A 23,160-nucleotide genomic window follows, 5' to 3' on the forward strand; every position below is an offset into this window, starting at 1 on the left:
GGCTCCCTCACTGCCCGAAAGGCGTGGGAGGTGCCCCCTGGCACCGCACCTCGCCGCGTTGTCGGAATCGCCCGAGTACACCCGGTACGAGGACGATCCTCCGCCTTGCGGGATCGCGAACGACCGTGGTCACCGGCTCCTGCCGGCTGAGCCGGGGGATGGCTGGCGGGAACGAGGCCGACGATTTCTTCGGTACGACGGTCGCGGCCGGCGAAGTGAGTAATGACGGCAAGCCCGAGCTGTTCGTCGGCGGGGCCTGCGAGAGCAACTCCACAGGGACCGTCTGGCAGTTCCCGGGCAGCAGCTCCGGGCCGTCGGTGGTGGGGCGTGTCGGTGAGTGGGCAGGGCGGTGTGACCGTTGTCACCGGAAACGCGGGTGTGAAACCTGTCAGGAGGCGACCGGAGGTGAAGATCGGGGTGCGGTGGGAGGTGACGGGCAGGGGTGCTGACCTGGGATGGGGACGGGCTTTTGGGGATGGCCGGAGCCAGCAGGGGCGGGGGGTGTGGGAAGCGCGGGGAGGTACTGGAAGGCAATGGCCCAAGATCCGCTGAGCGGAACATCGGTAGCGCGGAACGTGGCCTCTTGGGCACCGTCTGTCACGTACGAAAACGGAGGCCGGGTCGGTCTTCGGACAGGCGACCGAGGGGAGAACCGTGACCGCGTCATCCGGTCCGGAGGTGGTGATCTGGGACCCCACCTACGCGTGCCCACTGCGCTGCATCCACTGCTACTCCGAGTCGGGCCGGCGGCCGTCACGCCAGCTTGGGCACGAGGACATGGTGCGGGTCGCCGAAGCCCTGATCTCGCTGAAGCCGCGGGTGGTTGCGCTGGGTGGGGGTGAACCCCTGCTGGTCAAGGGCATCTTCGAAATCGCGGACCAGCTGTCTCGGGCAGGCATCAAGACCTCGCTGTACACCGGCGGTTGGACGATGCAGCCGTGGATGACCGAGCGGCTGGCCGAGTTCGACGAGGTCCTCGTGAGCCTGGACGGCGCGACGGCCGCGGTGCACGACCGGATCCGCGGCCGGCCCGGCTCCTTCGACCACGCCCTGCGGGCGCTGGAACTGCTGGACTCCGCCGCACGCGAGAAGCGGGAAGAACGCCGGCAACGGGAACAGCGGGAGCAACGGGAACCGCAGTCGCAACCCGACGGTCCGCACGGGACGTTCGGCATCGACTACGTCGTCGTACGCAGCAACTTCGGCCAGCTGGAGGAGTTCTGCCGTACCGTCCCCGGACGCTTCCCGGAGCTCGGCACCGTGAACTTCAACGCGGCGATCCCCGCCGGGCTGGCCAGCCGGCCCGAGTTCGGCGACCACGAACTGCTCGATGAGGAGCAGTTGGCCGAACTGGTCGCGCCGGAGACCGTCGCGCGGCTGCAGGCGGCGGTTCCGGAGACAGTAGGGATCTTCACCTCCGACAACCTGGTCCTGCAGATGCACCCCGACCGGCTGGCCGCCGGCGAGTTCGCCCCGGTGATGCAGGTCGAGCCTGACGGGGAGGTCCGGGGGATGCCGATCTACGAGGGCACCGTCGGCAGCCTCCTCGACGAGGAGCCCCACAAGCTGTGGGCCCGGTCGCTCGCGCGCTGGCACGACCGGTTCGTGGTCGAGACGCTGACCCCGGTGCGCACCATGCGCGACTGGGCGGCAGCGGTGCGACGCATCGACTACCACTTCGGCTCCCCGGAAGTCCGGGCGCGCATCGACCGCCGCAAGCCCCTGCCCCTGGCGGGTGAGCCATGTTGACGCTCAAGGACTACGACCGCTTCTGTCTGGCGGATCCGGTGTTCTACGAACTGCCGGAGCGCTTCCCCGACGAGCACGACCGGCTCGCCCCCGCGCTGCGGCGCCCGCCGAAGGGCTGGGAGCGCATTGAAGCCGACTGGTGGGTGCGGCTGCGGCCGCTGTCCGCGGCGCTCCCCGAGCAGGGCTGGCAGGTGCATGTCTCGGTCACCGCGGACGAGGTCGAGAAGGCCGCCGAGATCGTGTGGGGCTACTGCGTGGAACGGAAGTTGCCGTTCCAGGTCATTCGCAGCCTCGCCACCGCACGGGAGGTGAACGACGCGCACGCCGACCGCTTCGGCAGTGGCCGGCTGTGCACCGTGCGGGCCGCCGACGAGGCCACCTTGGACACGGTGCTCCGCGAACTCGGCGTCCTGCTGGACGCGATGGCGGGCCCCTACGTGCTCGGCGCCCTGCGCCACGGCCCCGGACCGCTCTACGTCGACTACGGGTCGTACGGCGAACTGAGCTGTCCGGACGCGGCCGGTGAGCGCGTCCCCGCCGTTCGCCGGCCGGACGGCGTGCTCGAACCCCGGCCGCCGCGGGCGATGTTCACCCTTCCCGAGTGGGTCGAGCCCCCCGCCGTACTGGCCGCGGATCTGCGGGAGTTGCACGCCAAGCCCGCCGGGGAGTTCCCGTACCGGGTGGAACGGGCGCTGGGTTTCGGCAACGGCGGTGGCATCTACCACGCCACCGACAGCACCACCGGGGAAGCGGTGATCCTGCACGAAGCGCGGGAGCACGCCGGCCTGGACCGGCGCGGCGCGGACGCCGTGGCGCGGCTGCAGGTGCAGCGGTCCGCCCTGACTGCGCTGGCGGGCCTGCCTTGGGTGCCGCGGCTGATCCGTGAAGTCCCCTTGGGCGAGCACCGGTTCCTGGCCGTCGAGCGGATCCCGGGCGAGTCCCTGAAAAGCAAGTCCCTACGGTTCCCGCTGACCACCGCAGAACAGTCCGTACGCGAGGCGCCCGGCTACACCGCGTGGGCCTTGGGTGTAGCGGAGCAGATCGACACGGCCCTGTCCGAGGCTCTTGCGCGAGGCGTCTGCTTCAAGGCGCTGGACCCCGCCCAGGTGCTGGAGCGGCCGGACGGGAGCATCGCCGTCGTCGGTTTCGCCTCGGTGACCGATCCGCACGACGATCGGCCATCCGCCCTTGCCGAGGAGGAGTTCGCGGTACCGGCCGGCCTGTGCGGCCCGGACGCCCACCGGTACCTGGCCGACTGCCTGCGGCTGTGGCTGTTCCTGCCGCTCCCGCATCCTCAGCTGACGAAGGTGCACACCCTGACGCGGGCCGTCGGCCACCACTTCCCGGTTCCGGCGGGTTTCGGCGCGGCGGTACGGGAAGGACTGCGCCCGGCAGGGGGCGCCTCACCGCAGGAGGACCCCGCCGCCACGCTGCTGGCCGCCGAGTACCACGACTGGCCCGCGATCCGGGACTCGCTGGTGGCCGGTCTGCACGCCTGCGCCACCCCCGACCGGGCGGACCGCCTCTTCCCCGGCTCGCCGACGTGGCACAAGACCCTCGGCGGCTATGCGTTCGACTACGGCGCCGCCGGAGTGCTCTACGCGCTGCACCGGGCGGGAGCGGAGGTGCCAGCGGAGTACGTGGACTGGCTCGTCGCGGCGGCCGAGCGTGATGCGGACCCGAGGCCCGGGCTGTACGACGGCCTCCACGGGGTCGCCCACGCCCTCGACGTGCTCGGCCACCGGGATCAGGCCCTCGAAGTGCTGGACCGATGTCGGAAGACCTTCGCCCAGGCACCGGACGGCCACCCGGCCGACCTGGCCGCCGGCACGGCCGGTATCGCCCTGGGCCTGCTGCACTTCGCGCCGCGGACGTCCGACGACTCCCTGCGGGAGGTAGCCCTGCGCCTGGCCGAGGACCTCGCCGGCCTGGTGCGGCGCGGCCCGCTGACCGCCCGTCCGGGCGACCCGCCGCCGGTCGGCCTGCTGCACGGCGCCACCGGCCCGGCACTGCTCTTCCTGCACTTGCATCGGGAGACCGGGGAAAGCCGCTGGCTGGACCTCGCCGCGGTGGCGCTGCGGCACGACCTGGACCGCTGCCGGCCCGGCCCGGACGGCACCGTCATGCTCAACGACGGCATAGTGGGCCTGCCCTATCTGCACGGCGGAAGCATGGGGCTGGCCTTCGCCCTGCGTGAGTACCTCAGGCACCGCCCCGACGCACCCGAGGCGGACACACTCGCGGCGATCCGCCGCACCTGCGAGCCCGTCTACGTCCGCAACGGAGGACTGCTGCGCGGTCGCGCCGGAGCCATCGCCACCCTCGTGGCGCTCGGCGATCCGCCGGCCGCGCCGGCCATCCGTACCCAGATCCGCCGGCTCGGCTGGCACGCCCAACTGTACGGCGGGCACCTGGCCTTCCCGGGCTTCCGGTTGCACCGGCTCTCCGCGGACCTGGCGACCGGCTCCGCCGGCGTCCTGCTCGCCCTGAACTCCGCGCTCGGGCAAGGGGGTTCCACTCTCCCCTTCCTCGAACCGCGGCACCTGTCCCCACCAGCGCAAAGGAGGTGACTCACATGTCGGAGATTCTCGACCTGCAGGAGATGGAGGAGGACGCGCCCAGCGCGTACCCCTGTTACAACAGCTACACCAGCACCACGGGCGTTGTCTGACGGTCCCGTAGGTGAACTACCGCCTGGCGGCCGCCGTCGGTGTGCGGTCCCCAGCCGAGACCAGTGTAGAGGAGGTGACTCACATGTCGGAGATTCTCGACCTGCAGGAGACGGAGGAGGACGCGCCCACCGCGTACCCCTGCAACAACAGCTACACCAGCACCACGGGCGTTGTCTGACCGTCCCGCGGGTGAACGACTGCCTGCCGGTCGTCGGTGATCGCACCGACGGCCGGCAGGTCCGGTACAGGACCGAACTCACCGTCCGGGGGACACATGCTCGATCAGGGCCACCTCACCGCCGATCCCGTCTTCGTCGATTCCGTGGAGCGGATCGACGACGCCACCAGCCGGTTCGGTCCCGCCGATCGTCCGGTGCCGCCCGGCTGGCGCAGGGCGGAGGGGGGCGGCTGGGTCTATCTCCAGCATGACGAGAGCGTGTTGCCACCGCAGGGATGGAAGATCCACGTGTCGGCCACGGCCGGCGAGGCGGTCCGGGTGGTCGACACGGTCTGGGAGTACTGCGTCACGCGCGGGATCAGCTTCAAGTTCCTGCGCAGCGCCAAGATGCTGGCGCTGGTCAACGGCAAACAGGCGGCCCGCTCCAGCGGCGGGAAGCTGGTCACGATCTATCCGGCCGCCGAAGAACTGGAAGAGGCGCTGAGCGAACTCGGCGGACTGCTGCGCGGGGTGGAAGGTCCGTACATCCTCAGCGATCTGCGCTGGGACGAGGGCCCGTTGTACCTGCGTTACGGCGGGTTCCGCATGCAGTACTGCTTCGCGCCCGACGGCGAGTACGTGCCCGCCCTCACCGGGCCGGACGGCAGGCTCGTCCCCGATGTCCGCGGGACGTCCTTCCGGGTTCCGGGATGGGTGAAGGTGCCCGGATTCATCGAAGAACGCGTCCGGGCGTTCCGGACGAGCAGTTCGGGAGAGTTCCCGTACCGAGTGGAGAAGGCGCTGCACTTCTCGAACAGCGGCGGTGTCTACCGGGCCGTGGAACTGCGCACCGGTCGGAAGGTGGTGCTGCGGGAGGCGCGGCCGCACGCCGGACTGGACAACCACGGCGCGGACGCGGTCGCCCGGATGGCGCGAGAGGAGGCGATGATCACCCGGCTGGCAGGGCTGGACGTCGTCCCCCGGCTGTTCGGCCGGGTGCGTCACTGGGAACACCACTTCCTGGTCGAGGAGTTCATCGAAGGGGAGGTCCTGACCCAGGCGATCGGGAAGCGCCACCCGCTGCTGTACGGCTCCACGGACGATGTCGGTGCGTACATCCGGTGGGCGCTGGAGATCCTTGGCCGGATCGAGGACGCGGTCGCCCAACTGCACGACAAAGGGGTGGTGTTCGGGGACCTCCAACCGGAGAACATCATGGTCCGGCCGGACGGCGGCGTCTGCCTGGTGGACTTCGAGACCGCCGCCGACGTCGCCGAGGGGTTCACTCCCTCGCTGGGCACCGCCGGGTTTGTCGCACCCTGGGCCAGGTCGGGGTACGCGATCGACCAGTACGCCCTCGCCTGCGTGCGGTTGGCGGTGTTCTGCCCGCTCACTCCACTGCTGCAGTTCGACCCCGACAAGCCGGAGGAGTTGACCGGCTGGGTGGAGGAACGCTTCCCGGTGCCGCCGGAGTTCGGCAGGCGGCTGCGGGAGGATCTGGCCCGGCCGCCCGCGGGCGCCGTCCGGCCGGACTTGGCACGTCCGCCCGAGGCCGCTGACTTTCTGGGGGACACCCCGGCCGTACTGGACTGCCTGCGGGATGCGATCCTCGCCACCGCGACCCCCGAGCGCACTGACCGGCTCTTCCCCGGAGACGTCCGGCAGTTCGATCACCAGGGGGCATCCGTCGCCTTCGGCGCGGCCGGCGTGCTGAACGCGCTGCACACCACCGGACGCGGCGACTACCCGGAGTTCGAGACGCACGTCGACTGGCTGGTGCGGGCCGGCGAGGCCACCCGCTGGCCGCGGCCGGGCCTGTACGACGGGCTCGGTGGGATCGCCGTGGTGCTGGACCGGCTCGGGCGTCCGCAGCAGGCGGCGGAGACCCTCGACCGACTTCGTGGCTTCGACCTCACCGATTGCGGGCCCGCACTGTTCGGCGGACTCGCCGGCATCGCCCTGGCCTTTCTGCACTTCGGCGAGGTGGACCAGGCGGTACGCCTGGCCGACAGGATCCGGGAGCGGGCCCGGGACACCGAGCCGCCGGCCGACGCCAAAGCCGGCCTGATGTGGGGATGGTCAGGACCGGCCCTGCTCTTCACCCGGCTGTACGCTGCCACCGGCGACGAGGCCTACCTCCGCGGCGCCCGCACAGCGCTGGCCCGGGACATCGCCCGGTGCGGCGTATCGCACCCCGACGCAGTCCAGGTACGCAACGGGCAGGGCTGGATCGCCGCCCCCGATCAGGGCAGCGCGGGGATCGGCCTGGTGCTCAAGGAGTACCTCGGGCATCGGGAGGATCTGCACTTCGCGCGCCTGCTGGACCGTATCCGCAACGGACTCGGCATTGAACTGATGCTCTCTCCCGGCCTGTTCGACGGCCACGCAGGGTTGTTGTACGGCATAGCGCAGCTGGGCGGTTCGCAGGCCGTGCGCGATCGGCACCTGCGCGGCCTCCAACTCCACACTGTGCGCTGGGAGGGCGGTCCGGCCTTCGGCCACGCCGGGCTGATCCGGCTCTCGATGGACCTCGCCTCCGGGGCGGCGGGGGTGCTGCTGGCCGTCCACACCGCGCGCACCGCACCGACCGCGGATCCCCTGCGGGCTGCCGGCTCAACTGCCGGTCCGTTGCCGTTCCTCGGCCTCGCACCATGAGGACGGCCGCTTCCGACAGCCTGCGCCGCAACCGCGACTTCCAGATCTACTGCACCGGCCAGGGCTTCTCGATGCTCGGCTCGGCGGCCTCGGGGCTGGCGCTGCCCCTGCTGGTCCTCTCCTCGACCGGGTCACCGTTTCAGGCCGGCCTGGTCGAAGCGGTGTGGACCGGAGCGCTGGCACTGGCCTGCCTGCCCGGTGGAACCATTGCCGACCGCTTCGACCGCCGAACGACCCTGCTGTGCTGCGAACTCGGCCGGACTGCAGCAAGTGGGCTGCTGGCCGCCGCAGTACTCACGGGGCACACGGCACTGCCGCTCCTGCTCGCGGTGGGAGCCGTACTCGGCGCCCTCACCGCGCCCGCCATCGCCGCCGGCCTCGCCGCGCTCACCCGGATCGTCCCGGCCGACAAGCTGAGCTCCGCCATCGCCGTCAACCGGGTACGGGGACAGGGCGCGTACCTGCTCGGCCCGATGCTCGGCGGCTGGCTGTTCACGGTGTCCCCCAGCCTGCCGTTCTGGCTGGACGCGCTGTCCTTCGCGATTTCCGGAGTCAGCGTGTACTTCGTCCGAACGCCGCTGAGCGTACCGGCACCCGCGGCCGGCGAACCGGCACCGGAACGGGGTTGGCTACGGGAAAGCGGTGCGGCCTTGCGGCCGCTCTGGGCGGACCGCGTCCTGCGCCGGCTGACCCTGCTGGCCGCCGGGCAGAACCTGGTTCTGGACGGCGCATATCTGGCCGTCGTGGTCGTCAGCAGCCGCGCGGGCTCGACCGGGCTGTCGGTGGGAGCGATCGCGGCGGTGTCGGCCGTCGGCGCGCTGGCCGGGGTGCTGGTCGCGCCATGGCTCGGGGCGCGCTGGTCCCCCGGGACCGTACTGACTGTCGGCGGTACGGCCTGCGCGGTGCTGGTCTGTGCGATGGCGCTCGGCACTGGGCCGGCCTTGCTGGCGCCGCTGCTGGGTGGGTGCAGTATGGCGGTCGCGCTGTCGGGCTCGCTGATCACCCTCGCGCGGATGGTCCGTACGCCCGCTCATCTCCAGGGCCGTGTGCACAGCGCGAGCGGACTGCTCCTCATGGCGGCCCCACCGCTCGGCTCCACTCTCACCGGCGGGCTGCTGGAACAACTCCCGGCGCCAGCCGTGTTTCTGTTGCTCGGAGCCTTGCTTGTACCGCTTGCTGCGGCAACCCCGCAGATCCGGGCCGCTGACCTGGCCGCGCCGGTGGTCGCCGCGCCGGACACGCGGGATCCGCATCGTCGATAGCTGGTTTCGCGGTGTCCGCGATTGACGAGAAACCCGCCAGGCTCACCAAGTGCTCCCGGGACAGCCCCGAAGCGGATCCTCTTGCCCACTGGCAGCAGCTTGATCTGATTGTCGGAGATCCTCGGCAGCGGCTCCCTGCGCCCGCGCAGCTGGTGACGGAACGCGGGTGAGGTCGGGCAAGTTGGCGATGCGGGCCTGTTCGTGTGTGCCGGGCCTCCACGATGGTCGCGAGGTAGGGGCCAACCGTGTCGACCAGGTGGTGGCTGGTCGCAGGCAAAGGCTGCGGCAGCTCGTCGGTGGTCGGCTGCACGGCGTTCTCGCCACCGGATTTCGCGCCGTCCACGGTTGCCGCCGTCCACTGCTGCCGCCGGGCAGCCATCCACGGGGATGAAGCGGGACGGTCTACGGGGTCTCTTCTGCGTGGAGCTGAAGCGCTGGTGGAGGCTTCTCCGGGGAACGTGGCGATTCGCACGGGTCTTCGTCGGGTGTCGTCTGTCTGGGCATAGGAGATCCGGCCCTGTTATTCACGCACCCGCTATGGGCCTTGTGCTGGGATCGCCGCCGAATCTGAAGCTCTCGGTCACGGCACCGCTGGTAGGCGAAAGTGGTGCTGGGGCGCCCGGGTTCGGTCGGGCACCCCAGCCCAGATCGAGGACGGGACCACGCTGTTGAGTGCGTAGTCCGGCACTGTGTGGATCGACAGTGGCTCCTCGATCCGGCCCGGTCCACGGCGGGGGAACCGTCAACCGGAGTTCCTTGTCCGGGCCCGTCCGGAGCGATTTCGGAGTGGTTCCTCGTCCGGCCGCGCGAGCTCGGTTGCCGCCCACGATCACGCTGATTGGGGGCAGCGCCGTGAGGCGTAAGGGCGAGGTACAGGTGGCGGGGTGGGCGGACGCCATAACGGTGTCTCTCCTCTGGAAGGGCGAACGGAGCACCCTGCGGTGGCCGGCCCGCGCAGTCGCGCGGCATCTCACCACTCGCAACTGCGCGGTCACTGAAGCGGGTTGGACATACTCAAAGGGTTGCGCACGAAGATTGCAAGGTACAAAGTCTGCACTACCCACAAGTTATGGAAAGTGCCGGAAGGGGATTCTGTGGCTCGCGAAAGGTCTGGTAGGACCGTCGCGCACCTCGTTCTCGCCACCCGGCTGAAAACCCTGCGCGAAGCCGCAGGGATGTCTCGCGGGGAGGCTGCCGACGCACTCGGAGCCCACGCGGCAACCGTCCGTCGTATCGAACTGGCTGAGACATCGTTGGATGAGGGCCAGGTCCTGACCCTGCTGACGTCGTACGGCGCGGGCGCTGTTGAAATCGAAGGGTTCCTCGGGCAGCTCGCGACTGCCAATCTCCCGGGGTGGTGGCATCCGTGGCGGTCTGTCATGGACGCATGGCAGCTGGACCTGATGAGTGTGGAGTCCGCGACCCGGATCATCCGCGTGTGGGAGCCGGCGCTCATTCCTGCCCTGTTGCGTACACCGTCCTATGCCCGTGCCGTCGAAGACGTCCGCAGACCTGAGCTGTCCACCGCGGACAAGGACCGGCGGACCGAACTGCTCATGGAACGCCAGAAGCGGTTGCGTGACCAGAACACGCGTATCTGGGCAGTCATGTCAGCCGCGGCGCTGCGTACGTCTGTGGGCGGCGAGAGAGTGATGTCCGAGCAGCGGCAGGCGCTGAGGGCAGCCGTCGAGCGCACCGATGTGACCTTGCAGATTCACCCTCTGGAAGGGCCCTGCCACAGCATGACGGGCATGCCGACCGTGACTCTGTACCGGGTCGACGTGCCGGAGATCCCCGACCACGTGGTTCGTGAAGGAGGTCTGCCCGGAACCGCTGAAGTCTCAGACGCCCTGCACGCGGTGACGGCGTATCACGTGTTGCTGGACCATGCCTGCGTTACCGCACCTCATCCCGACAAATCGAAAGAAGCATTGGAATGACCGAGCCAACCCGTCCGTCCCCGCAGATCGACACGTCCGTCGCTCATAGTGCGCGCGTCTGGAATTACTGGCTGGGTGGGAAAGACCACTACCCCGCCGACCAGGCCGCCGGCGACGCCTACAGCAGCAAGTACCCCTACATTGTCCCGTTCGCGGGGGAGTCCCGGGACTTTCTGCGGCGCACCACGACCTTCCTGGCCAAGGAAGCAGGGATCCGGCAGTTCATCGACCTGGGTGCCGGGCTGCCCACGAGCAACAACACCCATGAAGTCGCACAGCGGATCGCGCCCGACTGCCGAGTGGTCTACATAGATCACGACCCGATCGTGCTGCTACACGTCCATGCGCTGCTCACCAGCACCCCCGAGGGCGCCACAGCCTATGTGCAGGCGGACATGCGTGACACGGACGCCGTCTTAACGGGTGCGGCCAAGACGCTGGACATGACCAAGCCGATCGCTCTGGTCATCAGCGATGTGCTGGGCCATATCGTGGACTGGGACGAAGCTCGGGGTCTTGTGCGCCGCCTGGTCGACCAGCTGCCCCCGGGCAGCTACCTGTCGCTGAGCCACTCCACCGCCGCGGACGAGGAACATCAAGCGGTGCAGGATGAATACAACAGCTCCGGGGCGATTCCCTACATCTTCCGTGAGCCGTCGGTGGCCATCGAGCTCTTCGAGGGCACCGAACTGATCGAACCCGGGTTTACGAGCTGGCCGCGCTGGCGCCCTGACGCGAATACCGGCCGCCTTACCGACCGCGCGGGCTGGGGCGGGGTGGCGCGGATCTCATGACGACCGGCAGTGGGGGGCCCGCGCCTGCCTCGCCTGTGCAGGTGACGCGGTATCAGGCGGTGCGACGGCTCACCCGCGCAGCGGCCCACTCGGACGCTCAGCTGATCGCTGAGGCCGCGGCCCTGGCCGAGGGCTGGGCGGTCCTGGTGGACCTCATGGGTCGCGTCGTCTGCAGCACCCCTCACTCCGCCGGACCCGAGGGGGTGCGCGCTGCCGCGCACCCCCAGCTCCACCCGCACCTGACGATCCGCAAGATGGCCGGTGCCGCCCTCGTCGTCGGACCCGGCCCTGGTACAGCATCACCCGCATCCCGCGTCGACATGGTCGCGCGGACCACCCTTGATCTGCTCAGAATGCGGGCGCGGGTTCGTCGGGCGGAAGAGACGCACCACGCCGAGCAGCGGCTGCACACCGCCGTCTTGCGTCTCCTGCTGAGCGGCCGGCCTCACTTGGCCACCGATGTGCTGGGCGTCGCCGTCACGCATGCCACGGTGTTCCGGCTTACCGGGCAGTCGGTGCATGTCGCGTACCAGGCTCATTGGCGAACAGTCCAGCCCAGCGTGTCCGTCAGCGACGCCCGCACGCTGGTGTGTGTGGAGGGAAATGAGTTGGTGGTCGTCGCGCTCCACGCCATCGGCAGTGACCGACACTCGGCACACCCGCTCGTCACGCGCATCGCCGACCGGTATCAGTTGGCCGGGGGAGTCACGGACCCTCTGCCGCTGGACATGTTCGCCACCGCGTGGGCCGAGGCCGGGAACGCGCGTCACGGCGCAAGCGCCGGCGGGCTGACGTCCGCGACCGTCCTGGGTTCGCGCGGGCTGCTCCGCGTCGTTCCCGCCCCTCGGCTCGCCTCCTGGTCCGCAGCAGTGCTCAAGCCCCTCGACCGCGAGCAGCGCCGGATGCTGGAGGCGTACCTGCGGTCGGGATCCGCTCAGGCCGCCGCGTCGGTGCTCGAGGTGTCCGAGGGCACGGTTCGCACACGGCTGCGCGGGATCGGTACTCTGCTCGCCGCCGAACTGGACAACCCCACCGTGCAGGCACAACTCCTGCTGGCGGTGCGTGCGCCTGCCGCTCCCGTACGGATCAGCTCGTCCGCATCTCTTGTTCCCGACCCCCCGCTGCCCACCGACCTGCTCAACCCCAAGGACGCCCACCGCTGGGCCTCGGACCTTCTCGAACCGCTGGACCAACCGCTGCGTATCGCCCTTCGATGCTGGCTCCAACACCGTGGCCGCACGGCCCCCGCCGCCGCTGAGTTGAGTCTGAGCCGGAGCACGCTCACCGACTGGCTGAGCAAGTGCGGCAGGGCGCTGTCCCTCGACCTGTCGTCCGCGACGGTGCGGGCGGAACTCCACCTGGCCGCCGAGACAATCGCAACTCCCGACGACGCCCCAGCTCTGTTGCCACGACGAGGAGGCAGAACGTATCGAGGGCAACGGCCCTACTGATTCGCGACGTACGGCTCGAGTAGGCCCGCACTTCGCCGCGTCAGAACGCCATCGGGTGCGGGACAGCAAGCCCGCCTCCGCCTGAGGCCTGTCCCGTAACTGCCAACTGGGGTGACAGCCGGGCTCGGACTGCGTCGTGGTCTGCGTCGGCCCAACGACGGACGTGCTGGTCGGGATGGGCCTGGGCGGATGCGGGCGTACTTTCAAATAGTTTGTGCAGGCGTGGCGGGTATGCCGCGCGGGAGGTAGGCAGGCCCAGCAGGACACGGTGGCGCATCCGTAGATCGGTGGCTCGGCGAACACCTGCATGGAGGCCTCCAGCCAGGAGTCCTTGATGTCTTGCGACTCGTCCAGAGCATGATCACGTACCTCAGCGGGTCCGTACGCTGGGGACCGATCTGCGCGCAAAGGTATGTGGGCGAAGTACCACGCCCGCACAGCACCCGCTCGCTTAGCATCCGTGCCGATCCGTAGGTACTCGACCAATGCTGCCATCACACGACGGCGTCCGAATGCGTAGACCGCCAGCTCGACGAACCAGCGGCAGAAGCTGGGATCTGGGTCGTAAACAGCTGCCGCCATCAATGGGGCGAACAACTCCTCGGGCAAACTCGCACGTTCGAGCAGTGGCTTACGCACCGCATGGGCGAGGTGGCGGGCATGCCGGCCGTCCGGCTCCATGGCGACGTCTTCGACACCCAGCAGCCGGGCCACCTGAGGTGGAACGATCAAGGCGTGGCTGGTGTGGTCGCGGCGTCGGCGCCGCCCTGGATCGACCCTTTCACCGGGCTGAGCCCAAGTCGCTCAGTAACCTGACTGCCATGACACGGGAGTGCCCTGGAGCCATGAGGCTCATGCGAAGCCGCGACCCACAAAAGCAGGAAGACGGCTTCCACCAGCTGCTGCCGCACGCTGCCGAACACCTCAACGAGCTGATCAAGCAGTTCGAAGAGGAGCAGGACGACCAGGGGCTCCGTGGCTGGCTACTCGAACTCATCGCAGCAGCCGCTTCTCCAACTGCCCTGCCGATTCTCGCTGCCCAACTCGTCGGACCCGACGAGTCGCTACGGGACTGCGCAGCCGTCGGCCTGTCGAAGCTCAACACCCCCGAAGCCCGGACCCTGCTCTGGCAGGCCAGAGCCAACGGCACAATCACCTAGATGATCTATTCCCAGGGGGTCGGTGATCGTAGGCGATCAGTGAGCGTAGGACGGCTTGTCCGGTGGCGTCGTTGTGCCAGATCGCGGCGGTCAGCGCGTAGATGCGTTGCATGACGCGGGCTATGACACCTCCGGGTGTGCGCCCTCGGTGCCGTTCGAGGTCAAGCTGTCCGTTGAAGGTCTCGTTGATCGATTCGATGACCTGTCGCAGCGGCTTGAACAGGGCTGCGCCAGGCCGTTCCCGTTCACCTTTACCGGGTAGGCCGCAGCAACTGGACTCCATGCTCGGGCAGTTCGTGTTCGAAACCACGGCCGAAGTAGTTCTTGTCGCCGATGAGAGTCTGTCGGGGGCGCTGTCGCAGAAGCTCGTGTTCGGCTGCCAGGAGGTCACGGAGGGTCTCGCGTTCGTCGGCCTTGGCCCCGGTCAGGGCGAAGGAGGTGGGCAGGCCCTGAAGGGTGCAGACCAGGCGCAGGCACAGGCCCCAGAAGAAGCGGCTGTGGCTGGCGCGGTAGCCGTATTCGGCCCAACCTGCCGGGTCGGAGCGTTTGACGGTCTCGCGGGAGCGGCCGCATTCCACCGGGGTGGAGTCCATGACCCGTACGTCGTCGCTCCACACCGAGGTGGTGGTGGCCAGGATCCGGTTGACGCTTCGCATCAGACCGGCGGCCTTGCGCAGCCGCTTGTTGTAGCCGGGCTGCTGGGGGAGGTAGGGGAAGAGGTGGCGCAGGTGGGCACGGGCATGGCGGAGCCATTTGGCCTCGGAGGTGTAGCCGGGTATGGCCTGCATCGTGGCGAGGGTGACCAGTTCGGCATCGCTCAGGCGGGGCGTGATGCCGACCGGCGGGCGCCACGGCGCCGGGTCGGGATGCTCCTTCAACATGTCGTCGGTCGTCGCATGGAGTGCCGTCGCGAGGGTGTCCACGTCGTTCGTCACAAAACGATCTTGGATACCCTCGTTCTCGTCTCCGCAGGCACCCCTTGGACCGCACCACCAGGAGGAACCAGTGTCATACCCGCAACTACTCACCCCCGAGGAGAAGCTCGCCGACGCGAAGAAGCTGTTGAGCCTCCCGCGTATCGTCGTGATCTGCGGCTCCACCCGCTTCATGACCGAGATGAACGAGGCCGATCTGCGGGAGACCAAAGCCGGAAAGATTGTCGTCAAACCGGGCTGTGACATGAAGTCGCCGCACGAACTTTGGTCCGATCCTGTCGAGGCCGAGGCGCTGAAGGTTCGACTCGACGATCTGCACCGGGCGAAGATCCGCCTCGCTGATGAGGTGCTCGTAGTCGGCGACTACATCGGAGACAGCACCCGAGCCGAAATCGCCTACGCCCGGTCGCTGGGCAAGCCCATGCGGTTCACGCACCCCGAAGTCGACCCTGACGCCTGACCGCCCGCTGCCACCTCGACAACCAGGGCCGGCAGCCCGCCGCCTGACCGTCTCGCGGTGGCTCCGGCCGCCGCCCACCCCACACCCTCCGCAGGCATCCCTTGGAATTGATCATCTAGATGTTGATGCCGAGACCGCGGGCGCCTGCGATCGTCCATCGGTTGATGAAGGAGGGCGGGTCGGTGACCTTCTCGGCCTGCAGCAGGTAGGTGACGGGCGAGTCGGACCGGATGCGGTCGCGTTCTTTGGCCGTGACGTGGTGGAGCCCGACCAGGCCGAAGCCGATCGATGTGGCGGTGACGGCCGGCCAGTGCGCTGCCGCGCCGCCGATGGCTCCCAAGGCGGGCAGTTGCGTCTGCAGGTTCATCAACCCGAGTCCCGTGCCGAGCTTGAGCCCTTTGATCGCGGCCTTGAGGTCGTTGAGTGGCTGCTCGAAGTGCGTCCGGCGGATATGCGCCACGTGGAGGGCGACGATCTGCGGATCCTGTTCTTGCAGGAGGGAGCTGGTCAGCTCGGCGTGGGCCGCGTCGAGGGCGTACGTGGCACAAGAATGATGCGGAGCGAACCTCCCAACTCCTGAATGTCTGTTGTGAACAACGCGGCCGCGCTCGATCCGGTCACGCCGCAACTTTCCGGGTCGGACAGTCCCTTTGCGAGCCTGCGGTCCGTCCGGACCGACGCGCGGGCCCGGCTGCTGGCCGGATATATCCGGTCTGCCATCGCCTTTTTGTCTGGGCCGGACCATGACAAACTGACCGCCTGTACCGCGCCCCGCTGCGTCCGGTATTTCGTGAAGGTCCACGGCCGTCAGGAGTTCTGCCAGCCGTCGTGCGGCAACCGGGCCCGGGCCGCCCGTTTTTACCACCGTCAGCGCGCAGACAGCGGGCGCTGACCGCCGCTACGCTGCGGCGCATGACCGCTTCCTCCCTGCCGGAGACGGATCCTGTCGCCGCGCGGCGTCCCCAGTACCTCGCCGACATCGCGGCCGGACTGGACCGCTTCTACGAGCCTCGTCGCACCGACTGCCCCTGGTGCGGCAGCGCCCGGCTGTCGACCAGGCTGCGCACCGTGGACCTGTTGCAGCACAAGCCGGGCCGGTTCGAACTGGCCGAATGCCTCGACTGCCGGCACATTTTCCAGAACCCTCGGCTGAGCCTGGCCGGGCTGGAGTTCTACTACCGGGACTGCTACGACGGTCTCGGCGAGCAGCAGATGGCCGCCATGTTCGAGGGCAACGCCGCCGGGCTCAAGGACCGGGCCTCGCTGCTCACCCAGCATCACCAGCCCAAGCGCTGGCTGGACGTCGGCACCGGGCACGGCCACTTCTGCAAGGCAGCCGCGGAGATCTTGCCCGACACCGAGTTCCACGGCCTCGACATGAGCGCCGGCGTCGAGCTGGCCCAGGAGCATGGCTGGATCACGCGCGGATTCCGGGGAAGCTTCCCGGAAATGATCGCGCAACTGGCCGGGAACTACGATGTGCTCAGCATGTTCCACTACTTGGAGCACACCCTCGACCCGAAGGCTGAGCTGGCCGCCGTGCTGCCGCCCGGCGGGCACCTCGTCATCGAACTGCCCGATCCCGAGTGCAAGTGGGGCCGCATCCTCGGCCGTTACTGGATGCCCTGGCTCCAGCCCCAGCACCTGAACCTGATGCCCATCGCCAACCTGAAGAAGGCGGCCGAGGACGTCGGCTTCACCGTGGTGGACGAGCAGCGGTCCGAGCCGCACGGCGGCATGGACATGGTCGCCGCCTTCGCGTTGTGGGCCAACTGGATCGTCGGCGGCAACGACGTGCCGTGGCATCCCAAGCCGCCGAGTCCGCTGCGCAAGTTCGTGCGCAAGGCCAGCATGGTCATCTCGGTGCCACTGATGGTGCTCGCGTTCCTCGGCGACAAGCTTTTCGCCCCGTACGGCCGAAAGCACGGCTACTCCAACGCCTACCGCGTGCTCCTGACCCGGAATTAGCGCCCGGGATCCGGGCGCTGCTGTTGTGCAGGGAAGGACGCCTTACCCGCGTTGAGTGCGGGTAAGGCGTCCTTCCCTGCATGACGAGGGGGTGAGGCGGGGGACGAGTGGGTCAGTCGAGCAAGCCGGTTCGGACGGCGTGCAAGGCCGCTTGCATCCGGTCCTGCACGCCGAGCTTGGACAGGATCGCGCTGACGTGCGTCTTGACGGTCGTGCCAGGTTCTCACGACGCACGGATACAGCGACCGACCGGTCCCGAGACACCACACCTGATGCGCCCGTTGAGACGCGAGGGTTGACGGTACTTCAGCACCCCCTCTAAGTTCACGGCTTGTAAAAAGCCGTGAATCCCTTGTGTCACCGCACTGATCGTCAACCACAGTCGCATCAGCCTCCCGCCTTCGGAACGCCCCGCCCGATCCAGCGCCCGCACCGCACGCCCAGCGTCGGACGGGCGAGTCTCACCGGCTCACACCGAGCGATAGGCGACATCCCCCACTCGATCAGGAGTTCCCGTGCCTCTGAGACACCCACACTGGTGGCGACCGCGCTCCCGGATCGCCAGTCCCGTGGTGCGCAGCCGTCGGGCCACGCTCGCGCTAACGGCGACGGCGGTCGGCGCGCTGCTCGCACCCGTCGCTCTGACCACAGTGAACGCACCGTCGGCCCAAGCAGTCGGCGCTCCCGTTCAGGTGTACTTCAGCTCGGAGTCGACCGCCTCGGGTTTCGGCCCGGCCAACGCGAACTGGTTCACCAACCCGGCGGCGGGGCTCGCCTCCACCCAGTATCAGTTGTCGCGACAGTCCGACCTCACCGCGGTCACCGCGTCGGGCACGGCCACCATCACCGCTGACACGGCCACCCGTTACCAGTCCGTCCTTGGCGTCGGCTCCTCGCTGGAGGAGTCCACGATCTACAACCTGTCCCGGATGAGTGCCTCCGCGCGTACCGCAGCGCTGCGCAAGCTCGTCGACCCGGTCAACGGTGCCGGGTTCAACATCGCCCGGATCCCGCTGGGTTCGAGCGACTTCACCTCGCGGCAGTTCTACACCTACGACGACGGCGCGGCCGACCCGAGCCTGTCGCGGTTCTCCATCCAGAAGGACATCGACTACAAGATCATCTCGGTCCTCAAGGAAGCGAAGGCGATCAACCCCAACCTGCTGTTGTTCGGCAGTGTGTGGAGCCCCCCGGCCTGGATGAAGAACAACAACAGCCTGATCGGCGGCACGCTTCCCGACGCGAACATCCCTGTGCTCGCCACCTACTTGCGCAAGGCCGTCACCGCCTACGCGGGCCAGGGACTGCCGCTGTACGCCGTCACGATGCAGAACGAACCGCTGTTCTCGCCGCCGGACTACCCGGGCATGACGCTCACCGCCGACCAGGAACGCAGGATCGCCACCGCGCTGCGCGGCGAACTGAACAGCAACGGCGCGTCGGCCACCAAGATCTGGGCCTACGACCACAACTTCGGCGACGGCCCGACCTACACCGCCGGGGTCCTCGGCAGTCCCGGCTCACCCAGCAGCGCGTTCAGCTCGGTCGACGGCGTCGCCTTCCACGACTACGGCGGGGATCCGACCGCCATGGCACAGGTCAAGTCGAGCTACCCGACCAAGGACGTGGCCATGACCGAGCGCGCCGTGTGGGGCACCGCCGGCGCGGACCGGATCGTCCAGTACTTCCGCAACCAGTCGATCATGTACCAGGACTGGGTCACCATGCTCGACCAGAACCGCAGCCCGGAGCAGTGGTCCGGTGCACCCGACCCGACCATGTTCATCCAGTCGCCGAGCAACCCGGACACGTACTGGGCACTGCCCGAGTACTACATCGTCGGCCAGTTCTCGAAGTTCATCGCACGCGGCGCCACCCGGGTCCAGACGAACAACGGCACCAGTGGCAATGTCACCAACGTCGCCTTCCTCAACCCTGACGGCAGCCTGGTGACCGTCGTGGTCAACCAGACAGCTTCCAACCAGCCCTTCACGTTGCGGGCCGCCGGCCAGCAGGTCAGCAGCACGCTGCCCGCCAAGACGGTGGGCACGTACATCTGGCCCGACGTCGGCGGGGGCACCAGCGGATCTGTGGACCCGACGAAGTGGTACACGGTCACCAACGCCAACACCGGCAAGTGCGTTGACGACGCGGCTGGTTCGACCGCCAACGGTGCCGCCGTGCAGCAGTGGGCCTGCGTGTCCGGGAGCACCAACCAGCAGTGGCAGTTCCAGCCCACCGACAGCGGCTACTACAAGGTCGTCAGCCGCAACGCGGCCAACGCCGTCTGGGACGTCACCGGCGGGACGGGCGCCGGCAACGGAGCGAAGATCCAGCTCTGGGCCTACGGCGGCGGTACCAATCAGCAGTGGAAGGCGGTTCCTCAGGCAGGCGGCACGTACACCCTGACGCCACGCAGCAATCCCGCCCAGTGCCTGGACGTCACCGATGGCTCCGCCACCGACGGCGCCCGGCTCCAGCAGTGGACCTGCTCCGGCGCTGCTGCCCAGTCCTTCACACTCACCCCTCAGTAGGCCGGATCGGCGCTGCCCGGAGTCCGGCACCCGCGGTGCCGCAGGACGCCGGGCAGTGCCACCCGGGAAAGAGGCGGTCGGCCGGCAGGGTGCGGCGGCAGCCGCCTGTCAGATTGCCCGGAAGATCTCGATCTGCGCCCCGACGGAGTTCGGACGAGACGCCGTTGCAGAGTCTGCTCGCCCACCTGGTGGAGGCGGTCCAGGAGGTGAGGGCCTGGGCCGTTCGCGCGGCGGGTTCACCGCCCAGCTCCACCTGAGCGCGGACGGCCGCTGTCGCCCCCCTGTCCTTGATCGTCACGCCGGGGCAGCGGGCGGACCCCGGCAGCGTCCAGGACTGACCGAGACCGGTCAGTACAGGTCCGACCGAGCCGGTCACCAGGTGGCCGTAGCCGGTAAGCGCGGTCGCGAGATGGTGCGGGATGCGCGAGCCGGGTGGCACATCGTCGAGTACGACAAGCGTGCGGTAGCCGCGGATGAGCTGCTCGCACTCCGCACGGGTCGGCTTCACCGGTTCCGGGGCGGAAAAGAGCTGATCGAAGATCATCTGTAGTACGTCGTCCAACGGCGCGGCACCCACGCGTACGTACACGGCAGGCGCCCAGCGCCTCCACGCAGACAAGGCCTACGACATCCCCCACCTGCGGAAATGGTTATGCGCTAAACGCATCGGCGTGCGCCTCGCCCGCAAAGGCATCGAGTCCAGCGAACGATTGGGTCGCCGCCGCTGGGTGATCGAGCGGACGATGTCGTGGCTGTCGGGCTACCGACGACTCAGCCCTCGCTACGAACGTAATCCCCGCAACTACCTGGCCTTTCTCGGCCTCGCAGCTGCCTTGTGCTGCTACGAACGACTCGTCCGCCTCACCACATAGGACACCGTCTAAACCCCTTGGAATCGATCATCTAGGCAAACTCGATGTCCTCACCGAAGTCGACACAGGTAGCTTCACCAGGAAGGAGTAACCGTCCCGCAATCAGCGACCCTGCCCTAGCCTCACCCGGAAAGGATCACCAGCTCACGGACCCTCCTCTGATGGCTCCCTGCGGCGCCTGGCCTGCCGAATCTGTTCGTGCCAGTACTGCTGCGCAGGGCGACGTCGCTCTGCGCATACTCCGCAGACGCCACGATGCGACCGAAGCCGAAGCCGGCAGGCGTTCGTGCCTCAGCGCCGTGCGGACGCCAGCGCCGCGCCAATCTCGGCGACAGAGGCGGGAGCGGCCGGCTGGTTGAGGTACTGGTCGTTTTTGGTCGCCGCGTAGGGTGCACAGAAGGCCGGAGTGCCCATCTGTGAGCGCCAGCTTTCGGTGAGGGGTCCCATGTCGACGGAGTCATACCCGAGCAGCGAGAGCAGTTCGGCGGCGTGCTTCTTTGCCTCCTGGTCGTTGCCGGCGATCGGCAGGGCGGTGCGGTCGGCCGCGTCCACGGGCCGCGGCAGTGCCGCCAGGTGTGTGTAGTTGATGTTGTTGAACGCCTTCACGACGTGCGCCTCGGCCAGATGCCGCTGGAGCAGTTCGCTGTCGGTGAGCTCCCGCGCTTCGAGTTCCGGGATGAGGCCGTCACGCGGGGCCCAATAGTTGCCGGTGTCGATGACCGTCTTGCCGACGAGAGGCTTCCGGGGGACCGTCCCGACAGCGCCGACCGGGATCGTCACGACGACCCAGTCACCGGCGGTTGCCGACTGCGTGGGAGTGGCCGCACGGGCCTGCGGCCCCAGTTCGTCCACGAGGCCGGAAAGTGTCTGCGGCTCTCGCGAGTTGCTGAGCACGACGTCCAGTCCGGCGTCGACTGCCAGACGGGCGAGCGTGCTTCCGATTTGTCCGCTGCCGATGAGTCCAAGTGTCGCCATGCCTGGGACAACCTCCCGGTTGAGTGCCGATCCGCACGAGTGTCTCTCGTCGGTTCCCGAAGTGAGAGTCGTGCGGATCAGCAGTGACTGTTGAAATACATCAAGAACTGCGGTCCCGCTCCGCCCCGGCGAGCGGGGTTTTCGCCTGCCCGGAGCCGCGAGAGGGCGGAACGTACGTGCCGTGCGTGGCTGTGGACGAGGCCGCCGTGGGCCCGTACCGGCGCCGGCTGTCGTGCCCTGGGGCGACAGCCGGCGGCGTGTGACGGAGTTGTCCCGGTCACGCGGCCGGGTCCGGTTCGGCAGCCACCCTCCGCGGCCCGCTGTGCTGGCGTGGGGAACGGGCCGCAGCGTGATCAGTAGACGTAGGGGATGTCGTGAATGACGCCCAGGTGACGGATGCGCCAGTCACCGTCGGTCCGGCGGAAGCTGAAGCGGTAGTACCCGGACTCGATGGGCTTGATGGTGCCCTGGGCGCCGAAGGTGCCCTCGGGCCACCCGCCCTCGGGCTTCCTGGTGCCGACGACGTCGAAGGTGATGAACTGGGTTTCGATGCTCGCCTCGTCGCCGTCGACGGAGACCAGGTGGTCGTAGGTGGTGTGGTGACTCCAGCCCAGGGGCGGATGCGGCGCCATCGACGTGGACATGGCTTCCGCGATCTGCGCCCCTCCGGAGAGGGTTCCCAGCAACTCATCCCCATCGGGCCCGCGGTGGTAGTGGACCGAGACGTCTGCGTCGGCCTCGAAGAGCTCTGCCAGCGCCTTGCCGTCGCGCTGGTCCGCAGCCCGGGTGTATCGGGAAACGATCTCCCTGATCTCGTTCTCGGTGCTCATGACGTTCTCCGGTTCTCTCTGTGATGCCGGTCGGTGACCGGGCTTGCAGGGCAGACGGGCGACCGGTCGCTTGTGCGCCGCAGACGGGCACCTCGGCCCGCAATCTGCATGTGTGAAAAGTACATATCCTTGAAAGGAAGTGCAACTGTAGGAGTTGCTAATATGGGGGCGTCGGGAGTCACCCGGACTGAGCAGCCGACGAAAGGGGTGCGACCATGCTGGACGTGCGGTTCTCCAGCGCGCTGAAGGCCATGCTCCTGCTGGGCCATGCCGAGGAAGAGGGCAGTCCCGTCCTTAGCTCGACCCAGCTCGCCAGGAGTCTGGACACGAACCCGAGTCTGGTGCGCAAGCTGATGGTCCCGCTGGTGCAGGACGCCCTCGTCGTGTCCATCAAAGGCCGCAGCGGGGGTGTCCGCCTCGGTCGGCCCGCGGACCGGATCACACTGGGGGAGATCTACCGCTCAGCCATCGGGGACAAGCCGCTCTTTGCCCCCCGGCGCGAGGGGCCCCGGGAGTGCCTGGTCACCAACCACTCCGCCGAGTACTTCGCCAGGCTCACCGACGAGACCGAGGCAGCCGTCCTCAGCGCGCTGGCAGGCCGCACCCTCGCCGACAGCCTCGACGAGTTGCGCGCCATCGACCGGGCCGGTGATACTCCCGCTTCGGAACGGCCGCTGGTCGCGGCCCGTCATTAGCGTCGCGCTTTCACGGAGCACGTTGCGCGACCGGTCACCAGGCAAGCGAAA

Annotated in this window: 16 protein-coding genes and 4 pseudogenes; 15 read left to right on the forward strand and 5 right to left on the reverse strand. The window is 68.6% G+C overall.

Features of this window, described 5'->3' with window-relative positions; genetic code table 11:
- Nucleotides 1-654 precede the first annotated feature (654 nt).
- From AB0N66_RS36610 to AB0N66_RS36645, 8 genes are all read left to right on the forward strand, one after another.
- Nucleotides 655-1,749, forward strand: a complete 1,095-nt coding sequence (locus AB0N66_RS36610) for a radical SAM protein (RefSeq protein WP_365443249.1) — start codon at nucleotides 655-657, stop codon at nucleotides 1,747-1,749.
- Complete coding sequence (gene lanKC / locus AB0N66_RS36615; protein WP_365443251.1) at nucleotides 1,743-4,319, forward strand: class III lanthionine synthetase LanKC; 2,577 nt, start codon at nucleotides 1,743-1,745, stop codon at nucleotides 4,317-4,319. The genes AB0N66_RS36610 and lanKC (AB0N66_RS36615) overlap by 7 nt, the downstream gene beginning before the upstream one ends.
- A 376-nt stretch (nucleotides 4,320-4,695) precedes the next feature.
- On the forward strand, nucleotides 4,696-7,233 hold the full coding sequence (lanKC, locus tag AB0N66_RS36620; RefSeq protein ID WP_365443253.1) for a class III lanthionine synthetase LanKC: 2,538 nt from the start codon (nucleotides 4,696-4,698) through the stop codon (nucleotides 7,231-7,233).
- Nucleotides 7,230-8,495 carry an MFS transporter gene (locus AB0N66_RS36625; protein WP_365443255.1) on the forward strand — a complete coding sequence of 422 codons (1,266 nt, stop codon included), beginning with the start codon at nucleotides 7,230-7,232 and terminating at the stop codon, nucleotides 8,493-8,495. The genes lanKC (AB0N66_RS36620) and AB0N66_RS36625 overlap by 4 nt, the downstream gene beginning before the upstream one ends.
- 1,094 nt (nucleotides 8,496-9,589) lie before the next feature.
- Entirely contained in the window at nucleotides 9,590-10,435 is an 846-nt protein-coding gene (locus AB0N66_RS36630) for a DUF5753 domain-containing protein (RefSeq protein ID WP_365443289.1), read from the forward strand.
- Entirely contained in the window at nucleotides 10,432-11,229 is a 798-nt protein-coding gene (locus AB0N66_RS36635; protein WP_365443257.1) for an SAM-dependent methyltransferase, read from the forward strand. Before AB0N66_RS36630 ends, AB0N66_RS36635 begins: the two co-directional genes overlap by 4 nt.
- Nucleotides 11,230-11,270: 41 nt before the next feature.
- Nucleotides 11,271-12,680 carry a helix-turn-helix domain-containing protein gene (locus tag AB0N66_RS36640; RefSeq protein ID WP_365443259.1) on the forward strand — a complete coding sequence of 470 codons (1,410 nt, stop codon included), beginning with the start codon at nucleotides 11,271-11,273 and terminating at the stop codon, nucleotides 12,678-12,680.
- 845 nt (nucleotides 12,681-13,525) lie between these two features.
- Nucleotides 13,526-13,840 carry a HEAT repeat domain-containing protein gene (locus AB0N66_RS36645; RefSeq protein ID WP_365443261.1) on the forward strand — a complete coding sequence of 105 codons (315 nt, stop codon included), beginning with the start codon at nucleotides 13,526-13,528 and terminating at the stop codon, nucleotides 13,838-13,840.
- On the opposite strand, the pseudogene AB0N66_RS36650 reads toward AB0N66_RS36645, so the two are convergent.
- Nucleotides 13,833-14,775 (reverse strand): annotated as a pseudogene (locus AB0N66_RS36650) (IS982 family transposase). The gene AB0N66_RS36645 and the pseudogene AB0N66_RS36650 sit on opposite strands and share 8 nt — an antisense overlap.
- A 70-nt stretch (nucleotides 14,776-14,845) precedes the next feature.
- On the opposite strand from AB0N66_RS36650, the gene AB0N66_RS36655 reads away from it, so the two are divergent.
- Complete coding sequence (locus AB0N66_RS36655) at nucleotides 14,846-15,235, forward strand: hypothetical protein (RefSeq protein WP_365443263.1); 390 nt, start codon at nucleotides 14,846-14,848, stop codon at nucleotides 15,233-15,235.
- A 115-nt stretch (nucleotides 15,236-15,350) separates the two neighbouring features.
- Here the strand turns inward: AB0N66_RS36655 and AB0N66_RS36660 are convergent, their stop codons facing one another.
- A complete protein-coding gene (locus AB0N66_RS36660) occupies nucleotides 15,351-15,695 on the reverse strand; it encodes a hypothetical protein (protein WP_365443265.1) in 345 nt (114 codons plus the stop codon).
- Nucleotides 15,696-15,815: 120 nt separating this feature from the next.
- On the opposite strand from AB0N66_RS36660, the gene AB0N66_RS36665 reads away from it, so the two are divergent.
- Together AB0N66_RS36665 and AB0N66_RS36670 are read left to right on the forward strand one after the other, a co-directional pair.
- Nucleotides 15,816-16,127 (forward strand): CGNR zinc finger domain-containing protein, encoded by a 312-nt coding sequence (locus AB0N66_RS36665; protein WP_365443267.1) that lies wholly within the window; start codon nucleotides 15,816-15,818, stop codon nucleotides 16,125-16,127.
- A gap of 20 nt (nucleotides 16,128-16,147) precedes the next feature.
- Complete coding sequence (locus AB0N66_RS36670) at nucleotides 16,148-17,203, forward strand: class I SAM-dependent methyltransferase (protein ID WP_365443269.1); 1,056 nt, start codon at nucleotides 16,148-16,150, stop codon at nucleotides 17,201-17,203.
- 112 nt (nucleotides 17,204-17,315) lie between these two features.
- Here AB0N66_RS36670 and AB0N66_RS36675 read toward each other — a convergent pair.
- Nucleotides 17,316-17,405: pseudogene (locus AB0N66_RS36675) on the reverse strand (DNA-binding response regulator); the annotation flags it as partial.
- A 367-nt stretch (nucleotides 17,406-17,772) separates the two neighbouring features.
- Here AB0N66_RS36675 and AB0N66_RS36680 point away from each other — a divergent pair.
- The 3 genes and pseudogenes from AB0N66_RS36680 to AB0N66_RS36690 form a co-directional block, all read left to right on the forward strand.
- Entirely contained in the window at nucleotides 17,773-19,737 is a 1,965-nt protein-coding gene (locus AB0N66_RS36680) for an RICIN domain-containing protein (RefSeq protein WP_365443271.1), read from the forward strand.
- A gap of 208 nt (nucleotides 19,738-19,945) precedes the next feature.
- Nucleotides 19,946-20,045: pseudogene (locus tag AB0N66_RS36685) on the forward strand (IS5/IS1182 family transposase); the annotation flags it as partial.
- A 291-nt stretch (nucleotides 20,046-20,336) separates the two neighbouring features.
- Nucleotides 20,337-20,609 (forward strand): annotated as a pseudogene (locus AB0N66_RS36690) (transposase); the annotation flags it as partial.
- A gap of 291 nt (nucleotides 20,610-20,900) precedes the next feature.
- On the opposite strand, the gene AB0N66_RS36695 reads toward AB0N66_RS36690, so the two are convergent.
- Both AB0N66_RS36695 and AB0N66_RS36700 read right to left on the reverse strand, forming a co-directional pair.
- Nucleotides 20,901-21,584, reverse strand: a complete 684-nt coding sequence (locus AB0N66_RS36695; RefSeq protein ID WP_365443273.1) for an NAD(P)-binding domain-containing protein — start codon at nucleotides 21,582-21,584, stop codon at nucleotides 20,901-20,903.
- Nucleotides 21,585-21,937: 353 nt separating this feature from the next.
- Nucleotides 21,938-22,414 carry a nuclear transport factor 2 family protein gene (locus AB0N66_RS36700; RefSeq protein WP_365443275.1) on the reverse strand — a complete coding sequence of 159 codons (477 nt, stop codon included), beginning with the start codon at nucleotides 22,412-22,414 and terminating at the stop codon, nucleotides 21,938-21,940.
- Between the two features lie 215 nt (nucleotides 22,415-22,629).
- Between AB0N66_RS36700 and AB0N66_RS36705 the strand changes: the two genes are divergently transcribed.
- Entirely contained in the window at nucleotides 22,630-23,109 is a 480-nt protein-coding gene (locus AB0N66_RS36705) for an Rrf2 family transcriptional regulator (protein ID WP_365443277.1), read from the forward strand.
- The last annotated feature ends 51 nt before the right edge of the window (nucleotides 23,110-23,160 follow it).

It is taken from the genome of Streptomyces sp. NPDC093544 (assembly GCF_040683495.1).
Lineage (GTDB): Bacteria > Actinomycetota > Actinomycetes > Streptomycetales > Streptomycetaceae > Streptomyces.